This is a genomic window from Paraburkholderia caballeronis, from assembly GCF_900104845.1.
Taxonomy (GTDB): Bacteria; Pseudomonadota; Gammaproteobacteria; order Burkholderiales; family Burkholderiaceae; genus Paraburkholderia; species Paraburkholderia caballeronis.
The window spans coordinates 1-14,724 of record NZ_FNSR01000002.1; the positions used below are offsets into that span (position 1 = coordinate 1).

Below are 14,724 nucleotides of genomic sequence, written 5' to 3' on the forward strand. Positions count from 1 at the left end.
CCCAGCGCGCCGGCCTCGCGCGCTTCGTGCAGCAGCCATTCGCAGACTGGCCGCGGTGACAGAAAATAAAGGTCGCACAGTGAGCGACTTTATTTTGTTTTTTTCGCGTAACAACGACGCGAGTCAATAATGGCGAACACAACATTGATAGCGGATCGGACGCAACCATTAAGTGACGCTACCCTGTGACCTGAGTGGCATTTACCCACGCTGACTAAAATCAGGTTAATTCTCTCCCGCGCCAAATCGGAAAAGGTGTAGTCAGGCAATTTTTATAGAGTGCAGAATGTCCAGAATGCCGGTGGATTGAAAGGAAATGACATACGAACTGAGAACCGACTCACAGCATAGATACGTGATGTACCGACGTGACGAGCGTTATCTGCCCTTTGGGCGTGACGACGATCGACGCAAAGCCGTCGAGAAAGGACAGCAGTTCGTCGCCTCCGCCTACCCCGAGGTGTGGGAAAAAAACGTAGGGTTGGTACAGCGTGTACGCCAGTTTCTCGGCAACAACTTTCATTGGCACGATCGGCTGACGACGTCGGGGGCCGATCGTGAAGTCATTGACACGCTTATGTCAATGGTGCGCGGTGGGAGCATTGTGGTGATTCCCGAAGAACCGCTTGACGCAGGCGTAGCGACGCTGCCTGCGAAGGCCAGTTCATCGTCATTCTGGGGCGTCGACAATTACGATGTAGCGCCTGTCGTGTCGGTCGCAAGCCGATATCAATCGCAACTGGAGCGGCTAGCAGCTGAACACACGGCGTGGGCCGAGTCGCAATCGGCCATGGACGAATTGAACGCCGGTTTCATGCGGAAGATGGCGGGCACTTCGCCTCTGATGGATTTTCTGTTTGATGCTGCTGGCTGGACCGGAAAATATGGCGACAAGCTGGCTTCAGGCCCGGCAACGCCCGGCGAATGCGAGCCGTTCGAATATAACGGAGTCGCATCTGAGCGCGGCGAAAAAATCGACCTGGCAGGCTTGCCTTTCGATGGTCCAGCCAACTCATGGCTCGAAAGCGAACCGGGCATGAAGCAGCAATGGCGGATGTTCGGCGCGGATGGAACCCCCGTCGTCGATATCGACTTCGACGGTCATCACGGACAGCCGAATCCCCACGCCCACAACTGGGACGGCCTGGTGCGCGACCACGGTTGGCCTGTGTCCATCCTTCCATAAGGATCTCATGATGACCATTGCAGAAACGTTACAGCGTTTTGGATGCTTCCATGACTGGCGCCTGGATACCATGGCGACTCGATGTAATGCCGCCCGGGATATCCCCGACACATTCATGATTGGTCTGTTCCACGGCGAAAAGCGCGCAACCATCAAATTTCTCGGCGTTACTCGCGTTGGAATCGAGAACGGCGGTTTGTTAAACATCGTTAATGCCATTGAAGTAATTGGACCTGGGAGTGAATCGTATACCCGAGTTCAAGAACTGCTCCGAGGATCCGCACACGGTTCGCGCCGTGCTGCCAATGTAGTTTGCGTTTTTGCCACTGTCGGCGCAGAAGTCGCCATAGAGTTCGATTCTCTTCACATTGAATCGGAAATTTGACTCTGCACTGCAGGATTTTATTTTTTCCACTACACGACTTTCATTCCTTTGCCAGGCCGATGACCCTGCCGGCGATTCCGCGCGGCATAGAACGTAAGCGGGCGGCCGTGCATCGCACGCCTCCGTCCAGCGAAACCCGCGACGCACGGCCCCATTGCGCTAGCTCCAATGCGCGCTCCGCGCGCCGGCTTCCGCGTTTCCGTTCGGCAACAGCGGAAAAACCCACGTATTTCCGCTGCGAAACGACCGCGCGTCGCAGAAAAAACCGCTACCCCCCCGCCGCCGGCTGAAGCGCGAACTCGATCCGCCGCTGGTTCGTGTCGTAGCGGCACAGCACCCGCGCGCCTTCGGCCACGTCACCCTTCAGCATCTCCTTCGCGAGTTCGTTTTCGATCGACTGCTGGATCTGCCGCCGCAATTCGCGCGCGCCGAACTCCGGACGATAGCCGTCGGCCGCGAGATGCTCGACCACCGAGTCGTCGAACGTGATGTCGATGTCCTGGCTGTGCGCCATCCGCTGCACCTGCTGAAGCTGCAACCGCACGATCGCGCGCAGGTCGTCGTCGGACAGCGGCTGGAACACGATGATGTCGTCGATCCGGTTCAGGAACTCCGGACGGAAATGCCGGCGCAGTTCGGCCATCACCGCGCCCTGCATCGACGCGTCCGCGCTCGACAGAAAACCCGGCCCCGAGCGCTTCTGGCCCGACACGACGTCCGAGCCGAGATTGCTCGTCGCGATCACGACGGTGTTGCTGAAGTCGACCACCCGCCCCTTGCCGTCGGTGAGCCGGCCGTCGTCGAACACCTGCAGCAGCACGTTGTAGACGTCCGGATGCGCCTTCTCGATCTCGTCGAGCAGGATCACGCTATAGGGACGCCGCCGCACCCGCTCCGTCAACTGGCCGCCCTCGTCGTAACCGACGTAACCGGGCGGCGCGCCGATCAGGCGCGCGACCGCGTGGCGCTCCATGTACTCGCTCATGTCGATCCGCACAATCGCATCCTCGTCGCCGAACACGACTTCCGCGAGCGCCTTCGCGAGTTCGGTCTTGCCGACGCCGGTCGGCCCGAGGAACAGGAACACCGCGGTCGGCCGCCGGCCGCGCCGCAGCCCCGCGCGCGAGCGGCGCACCGCGTCGCTGACCGCGACGATCGCCTGCTCCTGGCCGATCACGCGCTGGTGCAATCGCTTCTCCATTTCGAGCAGACGCGTGCGTTCCTCGGCCGTCAGTTGCGTGACCGGCACGCCGGTCAGCTTCGACACGATCTCCGCGACGTGCCCGGACGTCACGTCCGACGTCACGGTGCCGAGCCGCGCCTTCCATTCTCCAGTCGCGCCCGCGAGCGCCTTCTCCTTGTCGGCGATCGGGTCGTCGAGCGCATGCGCGCGCTCGAAGTTCTTGCGCGTCGCCGCGTAGTCCTGCTCGCGCCGCAACTGCGCGAGTTCCGCTTCGAGTTCGAGGATCGGCGCGGGCCGCGACGTCGCGGAGAGATGCACGCGCGCGGCCGCCTGGTCGATCAGGTCGATCGCCTTGTCGGGCAGGAAGCGGCCGGTCACGTAGCGGTCCGACAGCTCGGCCGCCGACACCAGCGCGTCGTCGCGGATCGTCACGTGATGATGCACTTCGAGCTTGTCGCGCAGCCCGCGCAGGATGTTGATGGTCTGCTCGACGCTCGGCTCGGCGACGAACACCGGCTGGAAGCGCCGTTCGAGCGCCGCGTCCTTTTCGATGTACTTCTGGTATTCGGCGAGCGTCGTCGCGCCGATCAGGTTCAGTTCGCCGCGCGCCATCGCCGGCTTGAACACGTTCGCGATGTCGAGCCCGCCTTCGCCGCCGCCCTGCCCCGCGCCGACGATCGTATGCACCTCGTCGATGAACAGCACGAGCGTGTCGCGCTGCGCGGTGATCTCCTCCATCACCTGCTTCACGCGCTCCTCGAATTCGCCGCGATATTTCGCGCCGGCGACGAGGCCGTTCACGTTCAGTTCGACGAGCCGCCGGTCGCGCAGCGACTCGGGCACGTCGCCGGCCAGCATCCGCTGCGCGAGCCCTTCCGCGATCGCGGTCTTGCCGACGCCCGGTTCGCCGATCAGCACCGGATTGTTCTTGCGCCGCCGCGCGAGCACCTCGACAACGGTCTCGATCTCGCTCGAACGACCGATCACCGGATCGAGCTTGCCCTCGCTCGCGAGCGCGGTGAGGTCGCGGCTGTACTGGTCGAGATGCGGCGTCGGACTCGGCGCTTTCGCGGCCGCCGCGCGTTCGCGGCCATCGCCCTGGGTCGCGACGAGTTGCTGCAGCACCTTCTGCGGCGTCACGCCGTAGCGGCCGAGCAGATGCCCGGCGAAGCTGTCCGCGACCTGCGACAGCCCGAACAGCAGATGCTCGGGCGCGACGTAGCTGTGGCCGAGTTCGCGCGACGCGAGGAACGCGCGATCGAGCGCACTCTTCAAACGCGGCGACACCGCCACCCGCCCTTCGTCGATGCCGGGCGCAGGCTCGCGCTTCTGCGCGTTCGCGTCGATGAACGCGGTCACGTCGGCCGGCTCGATGCCGAGCCGCTTGAGCATCGCGGCGCCCGCGTCGTTGCCCGCGAGTTCGTAAAGCAGATGCTCCGTATCGACCTCGCGGCGGCCGAACTGCACCGCGCGTTCGGCCGCGCGTTGCAGCAGTTCGCGCGCGACGTCGCTGAAATAACGCTCGACGACCGCGCCGTCGCCGGCCTCCATCGCCTGGCCCGCGCCTGTGCCTGCACTCGCGTCGGCCGACGGATCGGTCTGCGCGGCGCGAAACAGCGCTTCCAACGGACTCAGCGTGCGCTGATGCCGCGTCAGTTGCGCGTAGTGGTAATCGCAGACGTCGAGGTAACGCCGCCTGCCGTCCTGCAACACGGCGACCCGCACCGTCGCGGGACGCACCCCGCAGATGTCGCAGTTGAACTGAGCCATTTCGTCTCCTTGTGAGCCATGCGCCGCGCGGGAGCCGCCCGTCCGGCGCCAGGAAGTCGCCACGAGAAAAACCCGCCCGCTATCGTAGCGTCGAATCGAGGCGCGCGTCGGGGCGCTGTCGGAGCGCTGTCGGCGTAAGGAATCCGCATCGAATCCGGTGACGACGTCGATCGATGTCCGCGCGTGTTCGAAGCGTTGTCATTCGTCATCGACAAACGCCGGTCACGCACGGGGTATATCCGGTTTTCGCGCGGCGGGCATTGCTCGATGGGCTCTGCGAACGACAGCCGACATACGCGCGTGCGGCCGGACCGCCGCTGCAATCTTTCGCCGCATCGCCGATAATGGCCGCCTCCTCCCACCGAACCCCACGGAGCCGCGCCGCCCATGTCCGCCCCTCTCACGAAGATCCCGACCGTGCTGCTGACCAACGACGACGGCATCGACGCACCCGGCCTCGCGGTGCTCGAAGCCGTCGCGGCCGAACTGGCGCACGAGGTCTGGGTCGTCGCGCCCGAGCACGACCAGAGCGGCACGTCGCATTCGATCAGCCTGCATTCGCCGCTGCGCGTGAGCCGTCGCGGCGAGCGCCGCTTCGGCGTGCTGGGCACGCCCGGCGACTGCGTGGTGACCGCCGTCCGTCATCTGATGGGCGGCACGCGGCCGACGCTCGTGCTGTCCGGCATCAATCGCGGCGCGAACCTCGGCGTGGAGACGATGTTCTCGGGGACGGTCGGCGCGGCGATGACCGGCCTGCTGCTCGACTTGCCGTCGATCGCATTGAGCCAGGCGTTCACCGACCGCGAGCGCGTGCGCTGGGACACCGCGCGTTCGCTCGCGCCGGGCGTGATCCGGCAACTGCTCGCGGTGTCGCACGACGCGCCGGTGTGCCTGAACGTGAATTTCCCGGACGTCGATGCGGGCGCGGCCGGTCCGCTGACCGTCACGCGCCAGGGCGTCGGCCTCGTGCAAGGCATCGACGTGGTGCCGGAGGTCGATCCGCGCGGCTTCGAGTATCACTGGCTGCGCTTCGCACGCGCGCCGCGCGAAAATGCGCCGGACAGCGAAACGGCGGTGGTCGGTTCAGGCCGCGTGTCGGTTACGCCGTTGCAGTTCGAGCGGACCGACGAGCGCACGTTCGCGGCACTGGAGGCGGGGTTGCGGAAGGGGTGAGGGGCTGCATGCGGGGCGGTGCCTGCGCTTCTTTGCCGTAGCGCCGCCGCTGGCGGCGGATCGTGTCGCGCCGCTCCCCGCTGCATGCGCTAGCCGCCCTTAACGGCAAGCCCCCGCTTTCGCCAGCAAACGATTCGCGTCATCGCAAGTCGCCACGACAGCCCGCCAGTCACCCTCTCATCGCCGCCTCGATCGCCTCACGCAGATCGTCCGGTATCTCGACCGACCGATGCGTATCGAGCGACGTCGTCACAATCGTCTGCGTCGCGGCCATCCGCACGATGCCGTCGTCGCCGGTGCAGGCCCACGCGAGCGTCAGCGACTTGCCGCCGAGCCGCGCCACGTCGAGCGACAGCGTGACCCGGTCGCCCATCCGGCTCACCGCGCTGAAGTCCGCTTCGAGGTGCACGGTCGGCATCCCGATCCGCCGCGCGCCGATCACGCCGTGATAACCCTCGGGCAGCAGCGCGTCGATCCACGTTTCCACGAGATCGTTGAACAGCACGAAGTATTGCGGATAGAACACGATCCCGGCCGGATCGCATTCGGAGAAGTGGATCTTGTGCGCGCGGATGAAATGGTGGCTGGCGGCCATCGCGTCGTCCCCTGTCGTCTGTCGTCGTTTATCGTCGTTCATGCCGCGCGGTCCGCGGCGGACGCCGGCTTCGCGACGCGCGCAGCCGACCTCGCAAACAGCCTGCCGTCGTTCGTCAGATCACGAGCCGCGACACCTTCGTCCCTTCGAGCGACACGCCGGCCATCAGCCCCGCGTTCGTCAGCACGAACGCCTCGATCGGGCTCGTCGCGGTGGACGTGTCGAGTTTGCCGTTCGCGCCGATCGTCGCGAGCGCGACGGTCGCGTCCGCGCCGGCCGACCAGCCCTGGCTGCCGAGGAAGCCGTCGAGCGCCTCCTGGCTCATGAACGCGAAGATGATCGCCTTCGACTGCGCGCCGATCTGCAACCCGAACGATCCGCCGACGGTGCTGTAGTAGCCGCTCGTGCGGCCGTCGATGCGCAGCGCGCCGTTGCCGTACTGGCCGCCGATCCAGAAGCCCGCCGCGAGCACCGACGGGAACACGAGCACGCCGCGCGCCTTCGACAGCAGTTCGCGCGAGCCGTCCACGGTGTTGTAGAGCTTCGCGAGCGTTTCGTCGACGCCCGCGTCGATCGTGCTGCGCTTCGCGGCGTTCTGCGCGGCGGTGTCGCGCGAGCCGAACGAGGTCGTCGTGCAGCCGGTCAGCGCGAGGCCGCCGGTGGCGAGCGCGGCGCTGGTGGTGATGAGGAATTGACGTCGGCGCATGGCGATGTTCCTGTGATGATGGAGAGTCCGCCGCGGGCACGCGAACGGCATGAGGCTGCCGGCGCTCCCGACGCGAGGCCACGATGATAGCGTGTCGGCCACCGGTCGCGCAGCAACGGCTTCCCGCCTTTACGACCGCGCGCGTCGCGCGGAGTTCGGCGCTCAGGGTTATCGGGGATCGGAACGGGACCGGCGGCGGCAGTGTACGTCGCGCCTGCATGAGCGATAAGGCCGTTGTCGCGGCTGCGATATCGGCACCGCAAAAGGCACCGGCATACGCCGCGCTGCCTGCGGGTCCTGCATCGCATGGCAGGTGCGCGCGACACCGAAGCCGTCACCCGCCGCGCCCGACGCCCAGCGCCTTCAGCCGCAGCGCGTAAGCGGCCAGGTTCGCGTGGCTGAGCGGATCGACCGCGTTGAACACCCTCCGCGACTTCACGCGATACGCGTCGAGCGACGCATCGTGCCGATGCGCGGCGGCAAGCAGTTGCCGCGCGCCGCGCTGCGCGTCGGCGCCCGGATAGTAGTAGCCGGCGTCCATCAGCCATGGCGCGTTGTGGATCAGCGGATAACCGCCGTACAGCACGTCGAGGTAACCGTAGTTCTGGTCGTCGTCCGGCTGATGCGCGACCACCGCATCCGCATGCCGGCCGACGAACGCCGCGATGTCGTGCGGTCCGTCGAATATCGCGCGCCGGTCGCGCACGACGTCGAACGCGTTCGCCAGATGCAGCATCGTCGGCGGCTCGTTCAGATGCCGCGCGTCCAGCACGTGCATCGCGCCGACCGCGCCGCGATCCGCGCGATACGCGCGGTCGCAGACGAGCATCGCGACGCTCGCGGTCTTCACCGCCGGGAAGCGCGCTTCGAGCACCGCGACGCGCAGGCCGCCGCCTGTATCGCGCACGCCGCGCGATGCGCCGTAACCGTAGGCGACGCCGTCGCGCGCGAGTTCGGCGATGCGCGCGTCGACGAACGCCGGACTCCAGACGAACGGCACCACGTGCACCGGACACGGATAAAGCGTGCGCAGCAGCGGAACCGTCAGCCGGTCTTTCGGCAGCAGCCAGACTTCGTCGCAGCGGTCGGGTTGCGGCGCGTCGGCCGGCGCATCGAGGGCGGCCGGTTCCGCGAGACCCGCGAGCGGCAGCCGGCTGCGGCAGCAGACGATCTTGCAGCCGCGCGCATGCATCAGGTCGAGCCAAGCGGGTTCGAGCGCGCCGCCGACCCGCACGATCACGTTGACCTCGTCGGTCGCCTGCTGCTGCGTGACGACGCGCAGGCCGGGCGCAATCGCGTCGGCGGCCTGCGGCGGACGCACGCCGTGGTCGCCGTCGATCAGGACGACCGAACGCACGAACGGCAGCCGCAGGAACGCGCCCGCGACGAAAATCGCGTACTGGCTGGCGCCATCCTGCTCGATGCTCAGGCCGCCGCGGCTGCGGACGGAAAGGCCGATGCGCATGGTCCGGTCTCCGGATGCCGTGCGGCCGGCGGCGTGCAGCGGCACGGACGGCGAAACGGCGGGCTGATGCGAGCTTACCATCGGCGCGCGGGGAGCCGTCCGCCAATCGAGGCAGTGTTGTTCGGCCGCGATTGTCAGCCGATGACTGGCCGATGACCGCCGCACGGCGCGAATCGACTGTCGAATGCGCTAATGCTTCGCACGCCGGAGCACGACCGACGATACGAACGACAGCGCGAACGACACTTGACACCCGCTCGCGCGAACGCCGATCATCGTCCGCCGCGGGCCGCGCCCGTGATGGATGCGTCCGGAATTCCAGAAATAGCGCGGCGACGCGGGAAGAAAACCGCCGCGTGATTCGTTGCATAAAGAGCCGATGCGAGCCACGCGTCGGCCGCGCCTGCACTGCGTGCGCGAAACCTTCGTCCCCTGTCGAAGGCGGTGCAAAACGGCACACAACAGCACACAACAGCCTTGACCGCCGGCAGACTCGCATGCCGGCGAAGAAGACGCCGGCGGTAATCTGCCGACACAATGGCACGTGGAACCCGGCCCGCCGGGCCGGGTTCAAAGCGGTATCAGTGGAGAACAGATCGTGATTCGGTTATTTGCAGCGCTAGGCGCGGCGGCGATGCTTGCCGGCTGTGCGGTCGCCCCGTGGCCCGACTATGCGGGCAGCGGTTATGGCTACAGCTACGCGTATCCGTATGGCTACGGTTATCCGTACGGTTATGGTTATGGCTACGGCTACGGGTATTCGCCGGACTACTACTACGGCCCCGCGTTCGGGACCATCGGCTTCTGGGGCGGATGGGGCGGCTACTACCGGCGCGGCCCGTACTGGCGCGGCGGCCCGCATGGCGGACATTGGCGCGGTGGTGGTGGTGGATGGCATGGCGGCCACGGCGGCCAGTGGCCTTCCGGCGGCGGCTTCCGGGGTGGCGGTTTCCACGGCGGAGGCATGCGCGCGCGCTGATGCCGCGCGCAACGGCTACCGGCGACGGCGCGAATCTCACCCGCCACGGCCGGTCGGTCATGCCAGCCCCCGCTTTGGGCTTCAACCCTCGGACTGCCCTTCGCGCTCGCGATAATTCGCGAACTTCGACGTATGCCCGATCCCCGGATTGAAGCAGTTGCACGGATCGAGTCCCGCGTAGAACGACTTCAGTTCCGGCTTCGCGTGATACAGATGGCCGACGTTGTGCTCGGCCGGATATTCGGCGCCGCGCCGGTCGAGCAGCTTCCACATTTCGTGTTCCAGCGCGAGGCAGTCGTTGCCCTTACGGACGATGTAGTCCTGATGGAAAACGTGGCACAGGAAGTGCCCGTAATACAGCTTGATCGCGATCGGCCGTTCGACCGCTTCGGGCAACGTCTCGAACCAGTCGCGGTCGTTGCGGCGTAGCGCGATGTCGAGCGCGACGATGTTCTCGACCTCGTGCGGATGCACCGCGCGATAGCGGACCGCCGCACCCGCCGCCGCGAACCGGTGCAGGAACGCCTTGCGCCCTTCGTCGTCCGTGCATTCGAAGAAGTCGCCGGTCGCGTTGTCGAAGTAGCCGCGCAGATAGTCCCGTGCTTCATCGACCATGTCCGCCGACACCTTCAGCATCAGATGATGCTCGTAGCGATCGCGATATTCCTTCAGCCGCGCGGGCAGATGGCCCGGAAACAGCCGGCTCGCCGCCTGCATCACGCGGTCGGTGAAACTCGACGGCAGGAAGCCGAGCCGGTCGAAGAACGCGTCGCAGCGGCTCTTGAAGCTGAACAGCGCCGGCAGCCGCTGCGTGCCGAGATGCTCGATCAGCAGGAACATGTCCTTGCCGTATTTCTCCGCGACGTCGAACGCGTCGCGATGCAGATACTCGCCCGCGACCGGCAGCTTCGAAAACCGGCCGAGGATGTCGCGGCGGATGGCGGTCAGTTCGTCGGTGCGGTTCGTGCCGATGTAGAACACCTTCGCACCGGCCTCGATCGGAAACGTGTCGAGCCGCACCGCGAACACCATCACCTTGCCCGCCGACCCGGACGCCTCGTGCAGCCGCAGCGGGTCCGCGTTGTAGCGCGCGGGCGTGCCGGCGTCGATGTCGCGCACGTGCTCCGCGTAGCGATGGTCGGACGCCGCGCCCGCGTCGTGGCGGATCGCGTGCTCCGGCAGGTCGCCGCGGTCGAGGCGCGCGAGCACGTCCTCGGGCGTCCCGCCGAGTTCGATGCCGAGGTGGTTCACGAGCGAAAGCCGGCGCTGCGCATCGACCTGCGCATATACGGCCATCTCGGTGTACGCTGGGCCGCGCCGCACCAGCGAGCCGCCCGAGTTGTTGCAGATCCCGCCGATCACCGACGCGCCGATGCACGACGAGCCGATCACCGAATGCGGCTCGCGGCCGATCGGCTTCAGCGTCTTTTCGAGCTGGTCGAGCGTCGCGCCGGGCAGGCACACGACCTGGCGGCCGCCGTCGATCAGATGAACCCTGCGAATGCGCGACGTGCTGACGATCACGACGTCGCGGTCGTAGTCGTCGCCGTCCGGCGTCGAGCCGCCGGTGAGGCCGGTGTTCGACGCCTGGGCGATCACGATCGCGTTCGCGGCGACGCACGCCTGCAATACGCGCCATTGCTCGACGAGCGTGGCCGGCCGCGCCACCGCCGCGACCCGGCCGGTGCCGAAGCGGAAGCCGGTGCGATAGCGGCGGGTCGCTTCGTCGCCGGTCAGCACGTGCGGGCCGCCGACGGCGGCCTTCAACGCTTCGACGAGGGACGCTCGCCGGGTGCGCGCGTCGGCGGCGGACGGCGACGGGCCATGGCTGACGGGGGACATGATGCGGGTTTCTCCTGCTCGGATTCGGGGGATTCGATCGGTCGCGACCGCCGCGCGAAACGTGCGGTCTTGTCGCAGTGCCGCAAGCTTAGAAGGCGGCCGCCGACACGTCCAATATCGCCAGATCGCGAAATCGAGACGAAAAAGATATCGGCGAGCTACGGCCGTGGCGCTCCGCCCTCTCCTACTCCTGCGTCCGGTTCCGCGCGACGTCGCGCACGATCCGCACCAGGTTCTGCACGGTCGGCGCTTTCTCGCGCGGCCGGTGCACGAGCGCGATCGTCGTGCGCAGCGAGCGGCCGTTCAGGTCGTGATAGGTGACGCCCTTCGCCTGGATCTGCCGCATCGACGACGGAATCAGCGTGACGCCGAAGCCGGCCGCCACCATGTTCACGGTAGACGAAATCTGCGGCGACTCCATGCTGATCGACGGATTGAAGCCCGCGGCGCGGCACGCGCTGATGATCGAATCGTACAGGTCCGGGCCGATGCCGCGCGGGAACAGGATCAGCGGATCGGCGGCGAGGTCGGCCAGTTCGATCCGCCGGCGCCGCCCCAGCCGGTGCGCGGGCGGCAGCACCGCGATGACGTCCTCCTCGACGAGCGCCTGGGTGGACAACCCGCGGCAGTCGAGCGGCAGCCGCACCAGCGCCGCGTCGACCTTCGATTCATGCACGCGGTCCAGCAGCGCGGAACTGTTGCTTTCCTCGCAGCCGATCACGACGCGCGGATACGCGCTGCGATAGCGTTGCAGCAGCGCCGCGACGAACGGATGGAACACCGTCGAACCCGCGAAACCGAGGATCAGCCGGCCGCTCTCGCCGCGCCCGGCGTTCTGCGCCTCGGCGAGCGCGAGTTCCGCGTCCTCGACGAGCCGCTGCGCGCGCTCGCGAAAGAGCCGCCCCGCTTCGGTCAGTTCGACCCGGCGCGGATGGCGGACGAACAACCGCGTGCCGATCTCGCGTTCGAGCTTCTGGATCTGCTGGCTGAGCGGCGGCTGCGCGATGCCGAGAAACCGCGCGGCCTCGGTGAAATGCAGGTATTCGGCGACCGCGAGGAAGTAGCGGAGCTGGCGGAATTCCATATGTTTTTCGTCTCGAAGACAATGGGCGCGATACTGGACCAGATGCGCGGAAGATTCTAACCTTCCGGTTCGCCGCGCCGCCTCTTCGACCGCTTACGAATCGCCCACGCCGATGTCCGTCCCCCGCCGCTTCCGGTTCGACCCGAACGCCTTCCTGTCCGCGCTCGCGCGCCGCCGCCCCGCGTGGATGGTGTCGTTCTCGATCGAGGAAGCGAGCCTGTCCGAAGGGCTGCGCGCGGCGTGCGCGGCGACCGCGATGCTGCTGCTCGGCCGGCTGCTCGGCGACATGCAGTTCTCGTGGGCGGCGATCGGCGCGTTCTGGACCTGCCTCGCGGACGCGGCCGGCTCGCGGCGGCGGCGCTTCTGGTCGATGGGCGGCTTCGCGGTGCTGTCGACGCTCGCCGGCGCCGCGACCGCGTTCGCATCGGGCGCCGGCACGCTGCCCGCCGCGCTGGCGATCCTCGTGTGCGCGGCGCTCGCGGGGCTGACCAGCCTGTGGTCCGCCGCCGTCTACCAGGTCGCGATTCTCGTCGCGACCGCGTGCGTCGTGATGGTCGATCAGCCGCATCGAAGCCTGCACGACGCGCTGCCGTTCGCGGGCGTCTATTTCAGCGGCTGCGTGTTCGCGATCGTGCTGAGCTTCACCGTATGGCGGCTGCATCCGCTCGCGCCGGCGCGGTACGCGATGCGGCTCGCGTATGCGCAACTGGCCGAACTCGCGCGCGACGTGAGCCGGCTGGTCGGCGCGCGCAGCGGCGACGCCGGCGCATGGGCGCAGCACGCGAGCGACAAACGTTCGCAGGCCCGCGCGGCGCTCGAAGCGGCGCGCGGCGCGCTGATCGCGGTGCCGCGCGCGAAGAGCGACGGCCGCCGCACCTATCGCGAACTGGCCGCCGCGCTCGCGGATGCGGAAAGCGCGTTCGGCTGGCTGATCGCGGCGTCCGACGTCGCGCAGCGCGCGGCCGGCACGATGGCGCGGCACGCGTTCGCCGCGCGCGGCCTCGACGCGATCGCGCGGACGCTCGCGCGCCACGGCGACGCGCTCGCGGCCGGCCCGGTCGCGAGCGGCACGCCGGCGCTGCGCGCGCGGCTGCAACGGCTCGCGGCACGCGTCGCCGGCGCGCTCGGCCAGCCGCTGCCGCTGCGTTTCTTCGACACCGCGCCCGACGCCCCGCCGCCGGGTCCGGCCGACGAACCCTGGCTGCGCGGGTCGCTGCGTTCGCTGCGCAACGGCGCGCGCAAGCTGCGCGACGGCGCATCGCTCGAATCGGCCGGGGTGCGCCACGCGGGCCGCGTCGCGGTCGCGACGACCGCCGCGTTCCTGATCGTGCGGCTCGCGGGCGTGCCGTACGGCTACTGGGCGACGATGGCGACGCTGCTGGTGTTGCAGCCGTCGGTCGGCAGCACGTGGCCGCGCAGCGTCGAGCGCGCGGCCGGCAGCGCGGCGGGCGCGGCGCTGGCCGCCGCGATCGGTCACGCCGTGCATACGCCGCTCGCGCTGTCGCTGACGGTGTTCCCGCTCGTGTGCCTGACGATGACGCTGCGCCGCGTCAGCTACGGCCTGTTCGTGCTGTTCCTGACGCCGACCTTCGTGCTGGTCGCGGACTTCGCGACGCCGTCGAACGAACTCGGCCATGCGCTCGCGCGCTTCGGCAACAACCTGCTCGGCGTCGTGCTCGCGCTGCTCGCGACGCACTTCCTGTGGCCGCAGCGCGACGCGTACCGGCTGCGCGACTCGGTCGTCGCCGCGATCCGCGCGAATCTCGCGTACCTGGACAGCGCGCTGCCACAGCGCGCGGCGTCGTGGGAGCAGTGCGAGACGCTGCGGCGCGCGGCCGGCATCGCGAGCGGCGACGCGGAGCGCACGCTGCGGTTCTCGCGGATGGAAAGCGTCGTCGCGGACGCGCATTACCGGCGGCGCGTCGCGATTCTCGCGCTGCTGCGCGGGATCGCCGGGACCGCCGGACGGCTGCGGGCCGACGCGCCGACCGCGCAGGGCGCGCCCACGGCGAACCCGGCCTGCGCGTCGCGGATCGCGGCCGCCTATGCGGACATCGAACGGCTGCTCGGAGGCGAGCCGACCGAAGCGCCGCCGCGCACGCCGTTGCCCGACCTGCCGCTCGCACAGAGCGACGCGCTCGCGCAACTCGCGCGGCTGCGCGAACTGATCGCGGCGGGCGGCCATCCGCGTCTGCACAAACGGCCGCGCGTGAACCGGCGCATCGCGATCTGAGCGCCGCCGCGCGGCGAACCGGCATCGCGCTTCAGCGGCCCACGGCAACGAAAGACGCGCACGACAAAACGTCAGCGAAAGACACCAACGGCCGCGCGAACCGACGCGCAAGCCGACGCGCAA

At 68.0% G+C, this 14,724-nt stretch carries 11 protein-coding genes; 5 read left to right on the forward strand and 6 right to left on the reverse strand.

Annotated features, from left to right (window positions below):
- Positions 1-316 precede the first annotated feature (316 nt).
- Both BLV92_RS16590 and BLV92_RS31595 read left to right on the forward strand, forming a co-directional pair.
- Positions 317-1,186 carry a hypothetical protein gene (locus BLV92_RS16590; RefSeq protein WP_090547162.1) on the forward strand — a complete coding sequence of 290 codons (870 nt, stop codon included), beginning with the start codon at positions 317-319 and terminating at the stop codon, positions 1,184-1,186.
- A 10-nt stretch (positions 1,187-1,196) separates the two neighbouring features.
- Positions 1,197-1,571 (forward strand): hypothetical protein, encoded by a 375-nt coding sequence (locus tag BLV92_RS31595; protein WP_143040690.1) that lies wholly within the window; start codon positions 1,197-1,199, stop codon positions 1,569-1,571.
- Between the two features lie 268 nt (positions 1,572-1,839).
- On the opposite strand, the gene BLV92_RS16595 is transcribed toward BLV92_RS31595, so the two are convergent.
- Positions 1,840-4,524 carry an ATP-dependent Clp protease ATP-binding subunit gene (locus tag BLV92_RS16595; RefSeq protein WP_090547164.1) on the reverse strand — a complete coding sequence of 895 codons (2,685 nt, stop codon included), beginning with the start codon at positions 4,522-4,524 and terminating at the stop codon, positions 1,840-1,842.
- Between the two features lie 387 nt (positions 4,525-4,911).
- On the opposite strand from BLV92_RS16595, the gene surE reads away from it, so the two are divergent.
- Positions 4,912-5,697: a 5'/3'-nucleotidase SurE gene (surE, locus tag BLV92_RS16600; RefSeq protein ID WP_090547166.1), complete on the forward strand. Its 786-nt coding sequence runs from the start codon at positions 4,912-4,914 to the stop codon at positions 5,695-5,697.
- Positions 5,698-5,866: 169 nt separating this feature from the next.
- Here surE and BLV92_RS16605 read toward each other — a convergent pair whose 3' ends face one another.
- From BLV92_RS16605 to BLV92_RS16615, 3 genes are all read right to left on the reverse strand, one after another.
- Positions 5,867-6,334, reverse strand: coding sequence for an acyl-CoA thioesterase (locus BLV92_RS16605; protein WP_373681880.1), 468 nt, complete (start codon positions 6,332-6,334; stop codon positions 5,867-5,869).
- Positions 6,335-6,407: 73 nt separating this feature from the next.
- Positions 6,408-6,998 (reverse strand): BPSL1445 family SYLF domain-containing lipoprotein, encoded by a 591-nt coding sequence (locus tag BLV92_RS16610; RefSeq protein WP_090547169.1) that lies wholly within the window; start codon positions 6,996-6,998, stop codon positions 6,408-6,410.
- Positions 6,999-7,332: 334 nt separating this feature from the next.
- Complete coding sequence (locus BLV92_RS16615; RefSeq protein WP_090551065.1) at positions 7,333-8,463, reverse strand: DUF2827 family protein; 1,131 nt, start codon at positions 8,461-8,463, stop codon at positions 7,333-7,335.
- A gap of 634 nt (positions 8,464-9,097) precedes the next feature.
- On the opposite strand from BLV92_RS16615, the gene BLV92_RS16625 reads away from it, so the two are divergent.
- Positions 9,098-9,442 carry a hypothetical protein gene (locus tag BLV92_RS16625; RefSeq protein WP_244283832.1) on the forward strand — a complete coding sequence of 115 codons (345 nt, stop codon included), beginning with the start codon at positions 9,098-9,100 and terminating at the stop codon, positions 9,440-9,442.
- A gap of 81 nt (positions 9,443-9,523) precedes the next feature.
- Here BLV92_RS16625 and dld read toward each other — a convergent pair whose 3' ends face one another.
- Both dld and BLV92_RS16635 read right to left on the reverse strand, forming a co-directional pair.
- Complete coding sequence (gene dld, locus BLV92_RS16630) at positions 9,524-11,284, reverse strand: D-lactate dehydrogenase (RefSeq protein ID WP_090547174.1); 1,761 nt, start codon at positions 11,282-11,284, stop codon at positions 9,524-9,526.
- Positions 11,285-11,468: 184 nt separating this feature from the next.
- Entirely contained in the window at positions 11,469-12,368 is a 900-nt protein-coding gene (locus BLV92_RS16635) for a LysR family transcriptional regulator (RefSeq protein WP_090547176.1), read from the reverse strand.
- Between the two features lie 112 nt (positions 12,369-12,480).
- Here BLV92_RS16635 and BLV92_RS16640 point away from each other — a divergent pair, with 112 nt between their 5' ends.
- The gene (locus tag BLV92_RS16640; RefSeq protein ID WP_090547177.1) at positions 12,481-14,601 is read left to right on the forward strand and encodes an FUSC family protein; all 2,121 of its coding nucleotides are present in this window, start codon (positions 12,481-12,483) and stop codon (positions 14,599-14,601) included.
- Positions 14,602-14,724 lie beyond the last annotated feature (123 nt).

Bases quoted from the DNA above. Each gene is read 5' to 3' on its own strand.
- BLV92_RS16635 (WP_090547176.1), bottom strand. From the start codon at position 12,368: ATGGAATTCCGCCAGCTCCGCTACTTCCTCGCGGTCGCCGAATACCTG.
- BLV92_RS16615 (WP_090551065.1), bottom strand. From the start codon at position 8,463: ATGCGCATCGGCCTTTCCGTCCGCAGCCGCGGCGGCCTGAGCATCGAG.
- BLV92_RS16640 (WP_090547177.1), top strand. From the start codon at position 12,481: ATGTCCGTCCCCCGCCGCTTCCGGTTCGACCCGAACGCCTTCCTGTCC.
- dld (WP_090547174.1), bottom strand. From the start codon at position 11,284: ATGTCCCCCGTCAGCCATGGCCCGTCGCCGTCCGCCGCCGACGCGCGC.
- BLV92_RS16610 (WP_090547169.1), bottom strand. From the start codon at position 6,998: ATGCGCCGACGTCAATTCCTCATCACCACCAGCGCCGCGCTCGCCACC.
- BLV92_RS16625 (WP_244283832.1), top strand. From the start codon at position 9,098: ATGCTTGCCGGCTGTGCGGTCGCCCCGTGGCCCGACTATGCGGGCAGC.
- BLV92_RS31595 (WP_143040690.1), top strand. From the start codon at position 1,197: ATGACCATTGCAGAAACGTTACAGCGTTTTGGATGCTTCCATGACTGG.
- surE (WP_090547166.1), top strand. From the start codon at position 4,912: ATGTCCGCCCCTCTCACGAAGATCCCGACCGTGCTGCTGACCAACGAC.
- BLV92_RS16595 (WP_090547164.1), bottom strand. From the start codon at position 4,524: ATGGCTCAGTTCAACTGCGACATCTGCGGGGTGCGTCCCGCGACGGTG.
- BLV92_RS16605 (WP_373681880.1), bottom strand. From the start codon at position 6,334: ATGAACGACGATAAACGACGACAGACGACAGGGGACGACGCGATGGCC.
- BLV92_RS16590 (WP_090547162.1), top strand. From the start codon at position 317: ATGACATACGAACTGAGAACCGACTCACAGCATAGATACGTGATGTAC.